The 16,424-nt window shown below is 59.7% G+C and carries 9 protein-coding genes; 4 read left to right on the forward strand and 5 right to left on the reverse strand.

Translation table 11 applies throughout. The features are described 5' to 3' along the window. Positions 1-57: 57 nt before the first annotated feature. Entirely contained in the window at positions 58-768 is a 711-nt protein-coding gene (locus tag KGB24_RS04510) for a histidine phosphatase family protein (protein ID WP_008035704.1), read from the reverse strand. A gap of 203 nt (positions 769-971) precedes the next feature. On the opposite strand from KGB24_RS04510, the gene sohB reads away from it, so the two are divergent. Further along, positions 972-1,994, forward strand: a complete 1,023-nt coding sequence (gene sohB / locus KGB24_RS04515; protein WP_192416602.1) for a protease SohB — start codon at positions 972-974, stop codon at positions 1,992-1,994. A 192-nt stretch (positions 1,995-2,186) separates the two neighbouring features. Continuing rightward, entirely contained in the window at positions 2,187-6,032 is a 3,846-nt protein-coding gene (locus KGB24_RS04520) for a dermonecrotic toxin domain-containing protein (RefSeq protein ID WP_223413536.1), read from the forward strand. Between the two features lie 54 nt (positions 6,033-6,086). Here KGB24_RS04520 and KGB24_RS04525 read toward each other — a convergent pair whose 3' ends face one another. Continuing rightward, positions 6,087-6,581: a DUF934 domain-containing protein gene (locus KGB24_RS04525; RefSeq protein ID WP_008035700.1), complete on the reverse strand. Its 495-nt coding sequence runs from the start codon at positions 6,579-6,581 to the stop codon at positions 6,087-6,089. Further along, positions 6,565-8,223: a nitrite/sulfite reductase gene (locus KGB24_RS04530; protein WP_008035698.1), complete on the reverse strand. Its 1,659-nt coding sequence runs from the start codon at positions 8,221-8,223 to the stop codon at positions 6,565-6,567. Before KGB24_RS04530 ends, KGB24_RS04525 begins: the two co-directional genes overlap by 17 nt. A 523-nt stretch (positions 8,224-8,746) precedes the next feature. Between KGB24_RS04530 and KGB24_RS04535 the strand changes: the two genes are divergently transcribed. Beyond that, positions 8,747-9,820, forward strand: a complete 1,074-nt coding sequence (locus KGB24_RS04535; protein WP_223413532.1) for an ABC transporter substrate-binding protein — start codon at positions 8,747-8,749, stop codon at positions 9,818-9,820. Here the strand turns inward: KGB24_RS04535 and KGB24_RS04540 are convergent. Together KGB24_RS04540 and metH are read right to left on the reverse strand one after the other, a co-directional pair. Then, positions 9,817-10,035, reverse strand: coding sequence for a DUF2970 domain-containing protein (locus KGB24_RS04540; protein ID WP_008035799.1), 219 nt, complete (start codon positions 10,033-10,035; stop codon positions 9,817-9,819). The two genes, KGB24_RS04535 and KGB24_RS04540, sit on opposite strands and share 4 nt — an antisense overlap. Before the next feature lie 183 nt (positions 10,036-10,218). Further along, positions 10,219-13,929, reverse strand: coding sequence for a methionine synthase (gene metH, locus KGB24_RS04545; RefSeq protein WP_223413533.1), 3,711 nt, complete (start codon positions 13,927-13,929; stop codon positions 10,219-10,221). 156 nt (positions 13,930-14,085) lie between these two features. Here metH and KGB24_RS04550 point away from each other — a divergent pair, with 156 nt between their 5' ends. Beyond that, positions 14,086-16,383 (forward strand): fatty acid cis/trans isomerase, encoded by a 2,298-nt coding sequence (locus KGB24_RS04550; protein WP_223413534.1) that lies wholly within the window; start codon positions 14,086-14,088, stop codon positions 16,381-16,383. Positions 16,384-16,424: the final 41 nt, after the last annotated feature.

Consider the following 16,424-nt stretch of genomic DNA (forward strand, 5'->3'; position numbering starts at 1 on the left):
TCCTTTCTTGGGTAATTAGAGCTGGGTGATTACAGCCAGGGTCACAATAGTCCGGACTCAGCGAAACGTGATGAGTTCCGGTGCTTTCAACAGTTGCAGGTGCGCATGACTGTTGAAAGAAGCCAGTGCCACCTCGCGACCACGGAATTTCAGTTGGTTGAGCGAGGTGTTGACGATTTGCCAGTTCAGTTCAAAGGCCTGCCTGGCGGGCATTTGCGTAATGAGGTGGAGCAGGGCAGTGATGGTGCCGCCGGAGGTGAACACGGCGATTTTCTGGGTGTTGTCGGCGCTTTCGAGAATGCGATGCAGGCCGGCCTGCACCCGCTCGACAAAGCCCAGCCAGCTTTCCAGGCCCGGCGTGTCATACGTACCGGCCAGCCAGCGCTCGATGATCAGCGCGAAAATACGTTGGAACTCGGCACGGTTTTGCGCGGCGTTGCGCAGGATGTCCAGCGCTTCGGGCTCATCGTCGAGCATGGCCGGCAACAGCGCGCGGATGACCGCGTCGGCGTCGAATTCGTTGAACGCGGAATCGATTTCCACGGTCGGCACCGGCAGGCCCACGGCCGCGAACTGTTCCAGCGCGCTGTTGGCCGTATGCTGCTGTCGGCGCAGGTCGCCCGACAGGCAGCGGTCGAAGCTGATACCCAGTTCGGCGAGGTGCCGGCCGAGGACTTCTGCCTGGCGAATACCGGTCGGCGACAGGACGTCATAGTCGTCTGCACCAAAGGAGGCCTGGCCATGTCGAATCAAATAGATAGTGCCCACGTCCGCGTCATCCCGGTACGTTGAAGGTTCGGCGAGGTTATGAGGATGGCGGTGAGCTGTCAATGAAAAAACATACGCTTGTTTGAAATGCCCGTTACAGGCCTGTTGCCAGAGGTTTCACGGCTGGTCGCCAAGCCGGCGCATGGGTATGCTGATGGTATCCCGCGCGTGTTTATGCAGCGCATTGTACTGAAGGAGTCACTGTGGAGTTTTTGTCCGAGTACGCCAGTTTTCTGGCCAAAACCGTGACATTGGTGATCGCCATTCTGGTGGTCCTGGCCAGTTTCGCGGCATTGCGCAGCAAAGGTCGACGCAAGTCGGCCGGCCAGTTGCAAGTCAGCAAACTCAATGATTTCTACAAAGGGCTGCGCGAGCGCCTGGAGCAGACCTTGCTCGACAAGGACCAGCTCAAGGCCTTGCGCAAGGTCGAGGCTAAATCCGAGAAAAAGCAAAAGAAGAAACCCGAAGCAAAACCTCGGGTGTTCGTGCTGGATTTCGACGGTGACATCAAGGCATCGGCCACTGAAAGCCTGCGTCACGAGATCACCGCGCTGCTGACCCTGGCCACGCCAAAGGACGAAGTGGTGCTGCGTCTGGAAAGCGGTGGCGGCATGGTTCACAGCTACGGCCTGGCATCCTCGCAACTGGCGCGCATCCGTGATGCGGGTGTGCCTTTGACCGTGTGTATCGACAAGGTCGCGGCCAGTGGCGGTTACATGATGGCGTGCATCGGCGAGAAGATCATCAGCGCGCCGTTCGCGATTCTCGGCTCGATCGGCGTGGTGGCGCAGTTGCCCAACGTCAATCGCTTGCTGAAAAAACACGACATCGACTTCGAAGTCCTGACCGCCGGCGAGTACAAACGCACCCTCACCGTGTTTGGCGAAAATACCGAGAAGGGCCGTGAGAAGTTCCAGGAAGACCTGGACATCACTCACCAGCTGTTCAAGAACTTCGTTTCCCGCTATCGCCCGCAATTGGCCATCGACGAAGTGGCAACCGGCGAAATCTGGCTCGGCATTGCGGCGCTGGACAAGCAACTGGTGGACGAGCTCAAGACCAGCGATGAATACCTCGCCGAGCGCGCGAAGAAATCGGAGCTTTATCACCTGCACTACGCCGAACGCAAAAGCTTGCAAGAGCGCATCGGCATGGCGGCCAGCGGCTCGGTCGATCGCGTATTGCTGAGCTGGTGGAGTCGGCTGACCCAGCAACGCTTCTGGTGATTTTTCAAAACACCGTCGCCTGAAAAATGAAACCGTGGATAGCCTCCACGGTTTTTTTTTGCCTCTCGCAAGGCCGCGCTTTCCGTGCGCATGCAGCGAAATTTCCTATCGTCACTGTCAATCGGTCCGGCTTTTTCGGCAGCCTGGGTTGGGTAGGGTGGTGTTCCTGAAATGATTGCAATGGAATGCACCATGAAAGAGCTCCCACATAACAACGCTGCCGGCCCGCATCCTGCGCCCTCTGCACGAATGCGAGACGAACTGAAAGCCGCGCTGGATATCGCGTTGCCCCAAACACCCGACCAGTTCGGCGAACACCTGATCAAGGAAAAATGGGGCCAGGGGATTGAGCCGCAGACAGCCTTGCTGGTTACGCTTGATTACAACTACAAGGGCCATCCAGCAGAAAACGGTATCGAGCAGGGGAAAATGACGAGTTCCCGTTCGCTGCTGCAAACGCTGCTGACCAACTACCAGACCGTGGGTGACGGGCGTTTCGCTGAAACGGCATTCGGTCTGTACACGCCACCCGACGTTGGCCCCATGGTCCGGATGGTCGAGCGCGTCGATGAGTTCGCCGATCACGGCAGTGGCAATCACCAGACGTATGAAGGCATCTATCGCCAAACCACACCGCAAGTTTACGGGCCTTCAACCCAGATCAACCTGAGACCTGCCGATTACAAGAAATGGGTCTGGGAACTGGAACTGAAGGACTTGTACGAAGCGTATCTCGGTCAAGCCTGGCCAGCCGATGACGTACTTGTTGCAGCCGAACCTTACGCGCTGAGGACGTCGGTCAAAGCGGCGTTCGTCATGGCCGCCTGGTTGCAGTTTCACGAACAACGCCTGTCGCCAAAAGGCCTGGAACTGGCGATGCAAGCGGCGGGTTTGCCAGCGGATCAGCCATGGGAAACACTCACCACCGGGCAACTGCAAGCACCGACTCACGCGCCTTCCTCGGTCAGGATCGGCCGGTTAAAGCTCTACCGTTATACCGCGACCGATATCTGGGCCTTTCGCGACACAGCAAGCCCCAGAGTGCTGTTGTACATTCCCGGCAACTCTTCTCCGCTGCACGAATTCGCCGATGCCGTTCAACTGCACCAATGGATTGTCGCTCAAGGCCGGGTGAGTGAGACCAGGCAGGCATTGGCCGCCCACTTTGCTGAAGATGACCGCGAAGACGGTACGTTTCATGCCGGTGTTCTGACGGCGCTGGATGGCATGGCGTTGTATCCGGCAAAACACTGGCTGACGAACAATGCCGGTTTTTTCAACAACGACGGCTACTGGGACCCGGACGAGTACATTGGCTACGACGATCCGGCATCTGACACCGATCCGTTTGCCCAGTGCGTGCTGACGATGAAGCAGGCCGCCCGGGCCAGCATCAAAAGCATCCGGGACGATGCCCAGGTCAATCGTGACAATTTAAGCGCGGTCGTTGAGCCGCTTGTGCAGTGGGTGAACCGGTTCGGGCCCTTGGCGTTGTTCGTTCCGGGAGGCGAGGGAATCTTGGCGCTGGCCGGGCTTATCGATGCGGGCTACGGCATTGATCAGGTGGTCAACGGCAAGACATCCAGCGAACGCTCAGAGGGCGTGACGCGCACGGTTTTTGGCTTGCTCAATGCCTTGCCGATCGTCGCGGAGGTGGCGACGAAAGGTGACGCAGCCATCGTCGATTCAGCAGAGGAAGGCGCAAGGCCCGTGCCGGAAGTGGCCGTTGCCCCAACGCCAGGCCCTTCGAACGTGGTGCCGGCGACCCGCGTCGAACTCATGCGCGCAATTGGCCCCTCTGTTGCGTCCTTCAGCGATGAAGTGCTGACGCAGATCGGCAAGGTCAGCACGATTGACGACGACATGCTGCGGTTGATCCAGACTGGCCGCTCGCCGACGCCCTTGTTGGCTGACACCATCAATCGCTTCAGGATCGATCAGGATCTAGGGCCGGCCGGGGACCCAGTGCTATTCGGCCAACGTTACGCTGAACTTCAACGTTCAGAGCTTGAATGGGTCCGGTTGTTCCAGGAGCAATACCCGGACCTGCCAACAAGCGCTATCGAGCAAATGCTCGACCGCTATGGCGTGGATATCCAAAGAGCGCCCGAGATGGCCGAGGCCAGGCAGGTTTTCGCACGTCTGGACAGCAAGGCACGGCAATACCAACAGCATGTGCGGCTCAATCGTGCCTATGAAGGCTTTTATCTGCGCTCGGTGGTGAACGCCGAGACGGACAGGCTGGCATTGCACTCCCTGAAAAACCTGCTCGGCTGGCCCCAGGACTTGCGGATCGAGGTCCTCGACGGTTCGTCCACTGGCCGGGTTCTTGACCGTTGCGGACCACTTGATACCCCGAACTTCCGATACCTCATCAAGGTGGGAAACCGTTACCTGCGGCAAGGCCGGCAAACGGATTTCTACGACGCGATCCTCGGCGTGCTGTCGGAGGAAGAGCGCTCAGTGTTGCATCTCACGTCGCTGGATCCAGCCAGCGAGTTGCGGCTCAGCCTCAGCGATCACGCATTGTCCCGAACCGAAACCCTGCTTGGCTTGCAAAGGCTCGACTCAGGGCTGACCTTCGAACGGCAGGGGTTGCGCGGTGGAGGCTACCCGACGACGCCGCAGGGTGACGCCATGAAACTGCAAGCGACCCGATTACAGATCAAGGACATTTACCCGGACTTCACCGACGCGGACGCGGATCAGGTCATACAGCGCGCGGGTGTATCCGTGCAGGCGCACATCGACGGGCTGAATCTGCAGTTGCACCAGCTCAACACCGATTTGATTGACTGGGTCGATCAAGCCGCGCTAGACATTGCCGACATCGAACTTCCCTTGCTGGCCATGGGCGACGAAGCCGCTGCGGGTATGAGCCATGCACAAATCGCCGTGCACAATGCGCATGTCCTGCAAACGGGCTTGAATGAGGAGCGAGCGATCAGGACTGAGCTTGCCGTAGAGCTTGTCGCTATCTGGCAAAAACGCGGGCCACCGCTAAATCGCCTGTACTCAGGCGAGCAACTGCGCGGTGTCAGGCTCGATCTTAACTTCGAGAATTATCACCGATTGCCTGCCCTGAATGTCCGGCTGGACGATGTGATCGAATTGTCGATGCAAGGCTTCCATCTGACCGAGGAGGGCAGTTTGAACGGCTTTCTCGAAAGCTTCCCGAATCTTGAAACGTTGAATCTGGAAAACGTCGACTTGCGTCATTTCTCCGAGGACGGCCACGAGGGGTGTGCCTTGCCGCCTTCCCTCTGCGGGTTGAGACACCTGTCCTCAATCAATCTGCGTGCCACCCAACTGGTATTCAGTGAGCGCGCCGCTTCACAACTGACCGATCTGACCAGTCTGCAAAGCCTCGACCTGAGCGACAACCCGTTGGGCGTACCGCCGATGGTGCTCGGCTTGAACAACCTGCGCCGGCTCAACCTGAGGAATACCGGAATAAGTCGATGCCCGGTCGGGATCAAGCATGAGCCGTACCTGACCTCCCTTGATTTGCGCGATAACCAGATCACGCGGGTTCCCCAGGCAGTGCTAAACCAGGCTATTGCAAGGGATCGGGTGCTGCTGTGGAACAATCCGTTGACCGACGAAGACACGTTGCGGCGGCTGATTACGCATCGAGAACAAACGGGGATCAACTTATGGTTGAGTGCGGCGGGGGCTGACTATGGGAATCCGGCGGCCTGGCTGAACGGGACTGAAGCAGGGCTGCGCGATGCCCGGCTGCAAATCTGGCAGCGACTGGCGCTCAAGCCAAGAGGAGGCCGGTTTTTAGGGACCATGAACACATTGACGCTCACCCCGGATTTCCAGGTCAATTATCTGGACCTTCAGGCACGGGTATGGCGGATGTTGACGGAAGCAGACGCTTCGGAAGAATTGTGGGGGCGGTTGGCGCGAGATGTATCGATGCCGGAGGGCGCTTTCGATAACCCTCTTGCGGTTTTCGCGGCACTGGAAAACCGTGCGCAGCTATACCGGGACTGGGTGGCCTTGGGGCAACCGATTCCGATCGAGCGATAGCAGATTGGTGGAGCTGATAAAGCCCTGACCCCATGGGGTCAGGGCTTTATGTGGTCAGCGGCGACGGAACAGCGGCAGCGGTTCGTCGGTGGCGGCCTGATAGGTCACCGAGAAGTCCTTGAGACCTTCCAGGGCTTCGTACGGGTCTTTATCGGCGCGCACTGCAAAGGCGTCGAAACCGCAGCGATGCATGTAGAACAACTGGTCGCGCAGCACATCGCCGATCGCCCGCAGTTCGCCTTTGAAACCGTAACGGTCACGCAGGAGGCGGGCGTTGGAGTAGTTGCGGCCATCGGTGAAGGCCGGGAAGTTCAAGGCGATGACCTGGAAACTCGCCACGTCCTCACCGATTTCTTCGGCTTCTTCATCGGCATCCAGCCACACGCCCAGGCCGCCGTCGCGGGCCAGGAGCATGCGGCTGTGTTCGCGCCACAGCTGCAACGGGACGATGTAGTCGTCGCAGTTGGTGATCTCGTCGATGTTGAAATCCTTGGGCAGCAAGTGCCAGGTTTCATCGACGACTTCGTTGTTCTTAATTATTCGCTGCATAGACGCGTTCCTTGAAGAGGTCGATGCCAATACGCTGATAGGTGTCGATGAAACGCTCGTCTTCGGTACGTTGTTCGATGTACACGTCGATCAGTTTCTCGATCACGTCTGGCATGGCGTCCTGGGCAAAGGACGGGCCGAGGATCTTGCCCAGGCTCGCATCACGGCTGGCGCTGCCGCCGAGGGATACCTGGTAGAACTCTTCGCCTTTCTTGTCCACCCCGAGAATACCGATGTGGCCGACGTGGTGGTGACCACAGGCGTTCATGCAACCGGAGATGTTCAGGTCCAGTTCACCGATGTCGAACAGGTAATCCAGGTCGTCGAAACGGCGCTGGATCGATTCGGCGATCGGGATCGACTTGGCGTTGGCCAACGAGCAGAAATCGCCGCCAGGGCAGCAGATGATGTCGGTCAGCAAACCGATGTTCGGCGTGGCGAAACCTTGCTCGCGCAATTCGCCCCACATGGCGAACAGTTGGGACTGTTCGACGTCGGCCAGAATGATGTTCTGCTCGTGGGACGTACGCAGTTGACCGAAGCTGTAGCGATCGGCCAGGTCGGCCACGGCGTCGAGCTGCTTGTCGGTGATGTCGCCCGGCGCAACGCCGGTCGGCTTCAGGGACAGGGTCACGGCAACATAGCCCGGCTTTTTGTGCGCCAAGGTGTTGCGGGTACGCCAGCGGGCGAAGCCCGGGTGTTGCTTGTCGAGTTCGGCCAGTTCGGCGGTCTGGTTGTCCAGCGCCTTGTAGTCCGGGTCGACGAAGTGTTTGGCGACGCGATGCACTTCGGCTTCGGTCAGCGTGGTCTGGCCACCGCGAAGGTGTTCCATTTCCGCGTCGACTTTCTGCGCGAAGACTTCAGGCGTCAGGGCCTTGACCAGAATCTTGATCCGCGCCTTGTACTTGTTGTCACGACGGCCATAGCGGTTGTACACGCGCAGGATGGCGTCGAGGTAGCTCAACAGGTCTTGCCACGGCAGGAATTCATTGATGAACGCCCCGACCACCGGCGTACGACCGAGGCCGCCACCGACCAGCACACGGAAACCCAGTTCGCCAGCGGCGTTGTGCACCGGCTCAAGGCCGATGTCGTGGACTTCGATGGCCGCACGGTCGGAAGTCGAACCGTTGATGGCGATCTTGAACTTGCGCGGCAGGTAAGCGAATTCCGGGTGGAACGTGGTCCACTGGCGGACGATCTCGCACCATGGGCGCGGATCGATCAACTCGTCGGCAGCGACACCGGCGAACTGGTCGGTGGTGACGTTGCGCAGGCAGTTGCCGCTGGTCTGGATTGCGTGCATCTGCACGGTCGCCAGCTCGGCAAGGATGTCCGGGATGTCTTCCAGCGCCGGCCAGTTGAACTGCACGTTCTGGCGGGTGCTGATGTGGGCGTAGCCCTTGTCATAGTCGCGGGCAATCTTCGCCATCATTCGCGTCTGGCGCGAAGTCAGCTGGCCGTAAGGCACCGCCACTCGCAACATCGGCGCGAAGCGTTGGATGTAAAGCCCGTTTTGCAGACGCAGAGGGCGGAATTCTTCTTCGCTCAGCTCGCCTGCCAGATAGCGTCGGGTCTGATCACGGAACTGCTTGACGCGGTCCTCGATGATCCGCTGATCGTACTCGTCGTATACGTACATATAAGTCCTGTTCTCAGGCTTGGGCCGGTCGGATCCAGTTGCGTTTTTCGCCTGGAAAGTCTCCGATACTGCCTCGGCAATTCTGCGCGCACGGCCGCGCACTCCCAACGGAGCCGGGGCAAGATACCAGTTTGGAGTTATGCGCAAAAGTGATGTTTGAGTATATGTAAAGAACCAAATCGACTAACGAGAATCGTTATTACTAAACCCGTATTTGTGGTGTGGGCAATCATCGTCTTAACTGTGGTCGAGTCTTTATGCAATCACCGATAAAACCGACAAGAGGCGATGCAATGAGCAACCCTACCAAAGCTTCAAAGCCTGACAGTACGGCCGATGCTTGGGCCATTCTGTTTCTGATCATTCTGGTCGTGGGGACAGCGGTATTCTGGGTCAGCCATCAATAACCGACCCCGTCCGGGCCCGGTCCCGACAATTGTCGGACAAAAACTGCAATAAACGCCGTTTTACGGGTGTTCGCTGGCTATAATGCGCGGCGAATTTCCGGGGGCTCGGACGATCAATGTCGAAGTTTTTCTACACCTTCCTGTTGCTGCTCGGCACGGTTTACGGCCCTGCTGCGCGTGCGGAATCGGTGTTGTTCCTGAATCCCGGGGAAACTGACGAAGCCTTCTGGGTCAGCTATTCGCAATTCATGCAAGCGGCCGCCACGGACCTGGGTATCGACCTGCGGATTCTCTATTCCCGACGCATGCCGGAACTCACGCTGGCGCAAGCGCGCCGTGCACTGCAAGGTCCCGATCGTCCGGACTATCTGATTTTCGCCAACGAACAGTACATTGCCCCGCAAGTGTTGCGCCTGGCGCAAGGCAGCGGCGTGAAACTGTTTATGGTCAACGCGTCGCTGACGGCCAACCAAATGAGCCTGCTGGGTGAACGCCCTGATCGACTGGGCAGCCTGGTGCCCAACGACGAGGAGGGCGGCTACCTGATGGCCAAGGAGCTGATTCGCCAGCACCCGCCCGTGGCGCCTGGTCAGGTGATCGAGTTGCTGGCGTTCTCCGGCCTGAAGATCACGCCGTCGGCGCAACTGCGTGAGCAAGGCATGATGCGAGCGCTGGCCGAGCACCCGCAAGTGCGTTTGCGGCAATTGGTTTACAGCGGTTGGACCCGTAATCGCGCTTATGAACAGGCAAAGTTGCTGTTCCGGCGCTACCCGAAAGTCTCGCTGGTGTGGTCAGCCAATGACGAAATGGCGTTTGGCGCCATGCAGGCGTACACGGAGGCGGGCGGTGTGCCCGGAAAGGACGCATTGTTCAGCGCGGTCAATACTTCGACGGCCGCGTTGCAGGCGAAGGTCGATGGAAAGTTGAGCGTATTGTTGGGCGGGCATTTCACTTTGGGCGGTTGGGCGCTGGTGCAGGTGCATGACCTTGATCGGGGCGTGGACATCAGCCGGTACGGCGGCCGTGACCGCCAGATCCCGCTGCTGCAACTGGTCGACAGGGCAACCGCCAGGCGAATGCTGGCCATGGGTGAATCGCCGGACTACGGCGTGAACTTCCGCCGAATGTCGGCCAAGGGCCGGCCTGTGTCCTATCGCTATCCGTTCAGCCTGCAAACCCTTATGCGCTAAACCCCGGCCAGCATGATCACCAGTTGCACGATGCCGTAGAGCGTCAACGCAAACACTGCCGTGAACAGAATCCCCAGAATCACGAAATGACTCGGCTTGCCGTGGGTGAAATCCCGCGCGCGGTTCTTTCCGCTTTGCACACCAAAAGCTGCCGCCATCACGCTGTGCAGCATTTGCCAGAAAGTAGGCGGCTTGTTGTCGACTGGATCGTCCATAAACCCCTCGTCACTAATATGTGAAAAGTAAGCATAGCCAATCCCGTGGCCCAAACCCGGAGTCGAACACAATTCTGTAGGAGCCGGCTTGCCGGCGATGAGGCCCTTTGGACTTGTGTTGAACTCAAGGCCGTCATCGCTGGCAAGCCAGCTCCTACAGGTGGGGTGTGTGTATCCTTGGGCTTAGTTGTCGTAACCCAGGTTCGGCGCCAACCAGCGTTCGGTCACGCTCAACTCCTGACCTTTACGCGAGGTGTAGCTCTGCACCTGATCCTTGTCGATCTTGCCCACTGCGAAGTACTGCGCCTGCGGGTGAGCGAAGTACCAGCCGCTGACCGCCGCCGCCGGGAACATCGCGTAGTGTTCGGTGAGGAACACGCCGCTGCGGCCGGCACGCATTTCGGCGGCTTCGGGGTCGAGCAGCGCAAACAGCGCGGCCTTCTCGGTGTGATCGGGGCACGCCGGGTAGCCCGGAGCAGGGCGGATGCCGGTGTATTGCTCTTTGATCAGCGCCTCGTTGTCCAGCGTCTCGTCCTTGGCATAACCCCAGTAATCCTTACGAACCTGCTGGTGCAGCCACTCGGCGCAGGCCTCGGCCAGACGGTCGGCCAGGGCCTTGACCATGATCGAGTTGTAGTCGTCGCCGGCGTCCTGATACGCCTTGGCCACTTCCTCGGCACCGATGCCGGCGGTGGTGATGAAACCGCCCACGTAGTCGGTGATTTCGCTGTCCTTCGGTGCAACGAAGTCGGCCAGGGAGAAGTTCGGCTTGCCGTCGGTCTTGATGATCTGCTGACGCAGGTGATGCAGCTTGGCCAATGGCTTGCCGTCATCGCCGTAGACTTCGATGTCGTCGTCACGCACCTGGTTGGCTGGCCAGAAGCCGAACACTGCGCGGGCGCTGATCAGTTTCTCGTCGATCAGTTTGGCGAGCATTTCCTGGGCATCGGCGTACAGCGCGGTGGCGGCTTCACCGACCACTTCATCCGTGAGGATGCGCGGGAACTTGCCGGCCAGGTCCCAGGAGATGAAGAACGGCGTCCAGTCGATGTATTCGGCCAGGACTTTCAGGTCGATGTTGTCCAGCACTTTGGAACCGGTGAAAGTTGGTTTGACCGGCGCGTAGGTGCTCCAGTCGAACTGCGGCTTCTTGGCGATGGCTGCCGGGTAGCTCAGGCGTTCGGTGCGGGCGCTGCGGTTGGCAGTGCGTTCGCGAACGTCGATGTATTCCAGACGGGTCTTCTCAACGAAACCGGCTTTCAATTCCTTGGACAGCAACTGCGTCGCCACGCCCACGGCGCGGGAGGCGTCGGTCACGTAGATCACCGCGTCGTTGCTGTACTTGGGCTCGATCTTCACCGCCGTGTGTGCCTTGGAGGTGGTCGCGCCGCCGATCATCAACGGCAGGTGGAAGTCCTGGCGCTGCATTTCGCGGGCCACGTGGACCATTTCATCCAGCGACGGCGTGATCAGGCCGGACAGGCCGATGATGTCGCACTTCTGCTCCTTGGCCACTTGCAGGATCTTCTCGGCCGGCACCATCACGCCGAGGTCGACGATGTCGTAGCCGTTGCAGCCGAGCACCACGCCGACGATGTTCTTGCCGATGTCGTGCACGTCGCCTTTCACCGTTGCCATCAGGATCTTGCCCTTGGCTTCCGGCTTGTCGCCTTTTTCCAGTTCGATGAACGGGATCAAGTGGGCCACGGCCTGCTTCATCACGCGAGCGGATTTCACCACCTGCGGCAGGAACATTTTACCGGCGCCGAACAGGTCGCCGACGATGTTCATGCCGGACATCAGCGGGCCTTCGATCACTTCGATCGGGCGGGCGAACGATTGGCGCGATTCTTCGGTGTCTTCGACGATGTGCGTGGTGATGCCTTTGACCAGTGCATGCTCCAGGCGCTTGTTGACCTCCCAGCCGCGCCATTCTTCGGTCTCGGCTTCCTTGACGCTGCCGTCGCCCTTGTACTTGTCGGCGATGGCGAGGAGGGCGTCGGTGCCTTCCGGGGTGCGGTTGAGGATCACGTCTTCGACGGCGTCGCGCAATTCTTGCGGAATCTGGTCGTAGATCTCCAGCTGGCCGGCGTTGACGATACCCATGGTCAGGCCGTTGCGGATCGCGTACAGCAGGAATACCGAGTGAATCGCCTCGCGCACCGGGTTGTTGCCGCGGAACGAGAACGACACGTTCGATACGCCGCCCGAGGTCAGCGCGTACGGCAGTTCGTCGCGGATGTAGGCGCAGGCGTTGATGAAGTCCACAGCGTAGTTGTTGTGTTCTTCGATACCGGTGGCCACGGCAAAGATGTTCGGGTCGAAGATGATGTCTTCCGGCGGGAAGCCGACTTCGTTGACCAGAATGTCGTAGGAGCGTTTGCAGATCTCTTTCTTGCGCGCTTCGGTGTCGGCCTGGCCGGCTTCGTCGAAGGCCATCACGACGACTGCAGCGCCGTAGCGTTTGCACAGCTTGGCGTGATGGATGAACTGCTCGACGCCTTCTTTCATGCTGATCGAGTTGACGATGCCCTTGCCCTGGATGCATTTCAGGCCGGCTTCGATCACTTCCCATTTCGAGGAGTCGATCATGATCGGTACGCGGGAGATGTCCGGTTCGCCGGCAATCAGATTGAGGAAGGTCACCATGGCCTTCTTCGAATCGAGCATCCCTTCGTCCATGTTGATGTCGATCACCTGGGCGCCGGCTTCGACCTGCTGCAGGGCGACTTCCAGGGCTTCGGTGTAGTTGTCTTCACGGATCAGGCGGGCGAATTTGGCCGAGCCGGTGATGTTGGTGCGCTCGCCGACGTTGACGAACAACGAGCTGCGATCGATGGTGAACGGCTCCAGGCCGGAGAGGCGGCAAGCCTTCGCAATGTCCGGGATTTCACGCGGTGCATAACCGGCCACGGCTTTGGCGATGGCTTCGATATGACCCGGCGTGGTGCCGCAGCAGCCGCCGACAATGTTGAGGAAGCCGCTTTGGGCGAATTCTTCGATGACCTTGGCGGTTTGCGACGGCAGTTCGTCGTACTCGCCGAATTCGTTCGGCAGGCCGGCGTTCGGGTGCGCCGAAACGTGGGTGCCGGCCTTGTTCGACAGCTCTTCCAGGTACGGGCGCAGTTCGCTGGCGCCGAGGGCGCAGTTCAGGCCGACCGAAATCGGTTTGGCGTGGGCCACGGAGTTCCAGAACGCTTCGGTAGTCTGGCCGGAAAGGGTACGGCCGGAGGCGTCGGTGATGGTGCCGGAAATCATGATCGGCAGCTCGATGCCCAACTCTTCGAACACCCCTTGTACGGCGAAGATCGCGGCTTTGGCGTTCAGGGTGTCGAAAATGGTTTCGATCAGGATCAGGTCGGCGCCGCCTTCGATCAGGCCTTTGGTGGCCTCGGTGTAGTTTTCCACCAGTTCATCGAAGGTCACGTTGCGATAGCCGGGGTTGTTCACGTCCGGGGACAGCGAGCAGGTGCGGCTGGTCGGGCCGAGCACGCCGGCGACGAAGCGCGGCTTGTCCGGGTTCTCGAGGGTCTTCGCATCGGCGATCTTGCGGGCCAGGCGAGCGCCTTCTACGTTCAGTTCGTAGGCCAGTTCTTCCATGCCGTAGTCGGCCATGGAAATCCGCGTGGCGTTGAAGGTGTTGGTTTCCAGGATGTCAGCGCCGGCATCCAGGTAGGCTTTTTCGATGCCACCGATCACGTCCGGGCGCGTCAGCACCAACAGGTCGTTGTTGCCTTTGACATCGCTTGGCCAGTCGGCAAAGCGTTTGCCACGGTAATCCTGTTCCTCGAGCTTGTAGCTCTGGATCATCGTGCCCATGCCGCCATCGAGAATCAGAATGCGCTCTTTGAGGGCGTGCTTGAGGGCTTGAAGGCGAACACTGCGATCGGACATTGGGACTACTCGGAAAGACCATGACGAAGGGGCGGAATCATAGCAAACCTGTGCGGTTTTAGAGCATGTCGGGGAATTGCATGAATATCGCTCATGTTGGTCGGCGCGCTGTCCCGGTAGAATCGCTGCGTTTTTTCAAGGATCGGGAACAGGGACATGTCGTATCGCGTCGTCATCAGCAGCGTACTGCTGTTTTTAAGCTGGGGCGCCGTGGCGCAGGGCCTGGCGCCTTCCGCTGGCATTTCCTACACCCGCGACATCCAACCGATCTTCACCGAAAAGTGCGTGGCCTGCCATGCCTGCAATGACGCCGCCTGTCAGCTCAACCTGGGCAGCGGCGAAGGCGCGGCGCGCGGTGCGTCGAAAGTCCCGGTTTACGACGGCGACCGCAGCCAGGCGGCCGCGCCGACCCGGTTGTTTTATGACGCCTTCGGCAAGCACGCCTGGCAGCAAAAAGGCTTCTACCCCGTACTTGACGCCCAGGGCAGCCAGGCCGCGTTGATGGCGCGGATGCTGGAACTGGGGCACAAAACGCCGCTGACGCCCAATGCCAAATTGCCGGAAGACATCGTCCTGGGCCTCAATCGTGAAAATATGTGCGCGATGCCGGCCGAGTTCGACGGTTACGCGGGCGCTCATCCGAAGGAAGGCATGCCGCTGGCGGTCACCGGCCTGACCGAACAGCAGTACCAGACGCTGCAACGCTGGCTGGCCTCGGGTGCGCCGATCGATGAACAAGGCCTGGTGCCTTCGGCGAAAGAAGCCTTGCAGGTGGTGCAGTGGGAAAACCTGCTCAACTCGCCGGGCGCCCGGCAGAGTCTGGTGGGGCGCTGGTTGTTCGAGCACTGGTTCCTTGCCCACATTTACTTCAAGGACGGTGAACCGGGGCATTTCTTCCAGTGGGTGCGTTCGCGCACGCCGACCGGCCAGCCGATTGACCTGATCAACACCCGCCGCCCGAATGACGATCCGGGCACGCAGGTGTATTACCGCTTGTGGCCGGTGCAGGGCGTGATCGTGCAGAAGACCCACATCACCTACCCGCTGAGCGCGGCGAAGATGGCGCGGGTCAAAAGCCTGTTCTACAACGGCAACTGGCAGGCCAATGCCTTGCCGGGCTACGGTCCGGAGCGCCGGGCCAATCCGTTTGCCACGTTCGAGGCGATTCCGGCGCAGGCGCGCTATCAGTTCATGCTCGATAACGCCGAATACTTCGTGCGCACGTTTATCCGCGGGCCGGTGTGCCGTGGGCAGATCGCCACGGATGTGATTCGCGATAACTTCTGGGCGCTGTTCCAGGCGCCGGAACACGATCTCTACATCATCGACCCGATCTACCGCGGCCAGGCCACGCCGTTGCTGGCCATGCCGGGGCAGAACGACGATGTCGGCAGCGTGCTGAGCCTGTGGCATGACTATCGCGACAAACGTAACGAGTATGAAGTGCTGCGCCGCGACAACTACGCAGACGCGCCCGCGCCGAGCTGGTCGACTTTGTGGGCCGGCAACGACAACGCGCTGCTGACTATCTTCCGGCATTTCGACAGCGCCTCGGTGAACAAGGGCCTGATCGGCGACGTGCCGCAAACGATGTGGCTGTTCGATTTCCCGTTGCTGGAGCGCACGTATTATCAGTTGGCGGTCAACTTCGACGTGTACGGCAACGTTTCCCATCAAGCGCAAACACGCCTGTATTTCGACCTGATCCGTAATGGCGCCGAGCAGAATTTCCTGCGCCTGATGCCCGCCGATTCACGCGACGACTATCTGGACGACTGGTACCAGAGCAGCGGCAAATTCAAGATGTGGCTGGATTACGAGGCCATCGACAACGACAAGCCGACGGCACTGAACCTCGACGAAAAAGACCCGAAACGCGACTTTTCCATGCAATTGCTGGCCCGTTACGGTGAGCTCAATGCCAAGCCCGATCCGATCAACCGCTGCGACGGGGCCTATTGCTCGCGGCCGAACATCGACCCGGATTTGCAGAGCGCCGAGCAGGCCTTGAGTCGCCTGACCTCACGGCCCGCCGCCGGGCTGAAGGTTATTGATCAACTGCCGGAAGCGACGATGCTGCGTATCGAAGCCGCGAGCGGCAAACGCGAGGTTTATAGCCTGTTGCGCAACCGCGCACACAGCAACGTCGCATTCCTGCTCGGTGAGTCGCTGCGTTATCAGCCGGGGCTCGACACGCTGACCATTTTCCCGGGTGTGCTCAGCACCTATCCGAACTTCATGTTCAACATTCCCGCCGATCAGGTGCCAGCCTTTGTCGAGGAGATGGAAAACGCCAAGGATGCCAATCGCTTCGAGAAAATCGTCGAACGCTGGGGGATTCGCCGCAGTCATCCGCAATTCTGGTTCTACTTCCATGACCTGAGCCGGTACGTCCACGAAACCGACCCGGTGGAAGAGGGCGTGCTGGACATGAACCGCTACGAGAATCTTTGAATCCCCCCTATCTAATGTAGGAGCGAAGCTTGCTCGCGAAG

The organism is Pseudomonas sp. BF-RE-25, from assembly GCF_019956105.1.
Classification (GTDB): Bacteria; Pseudomonadota; Gammaproteobacteria; order Pseudomonadales; family Pseudomonadaceae; genus Aquipseudomonas; species Aquipseudomonas migulae.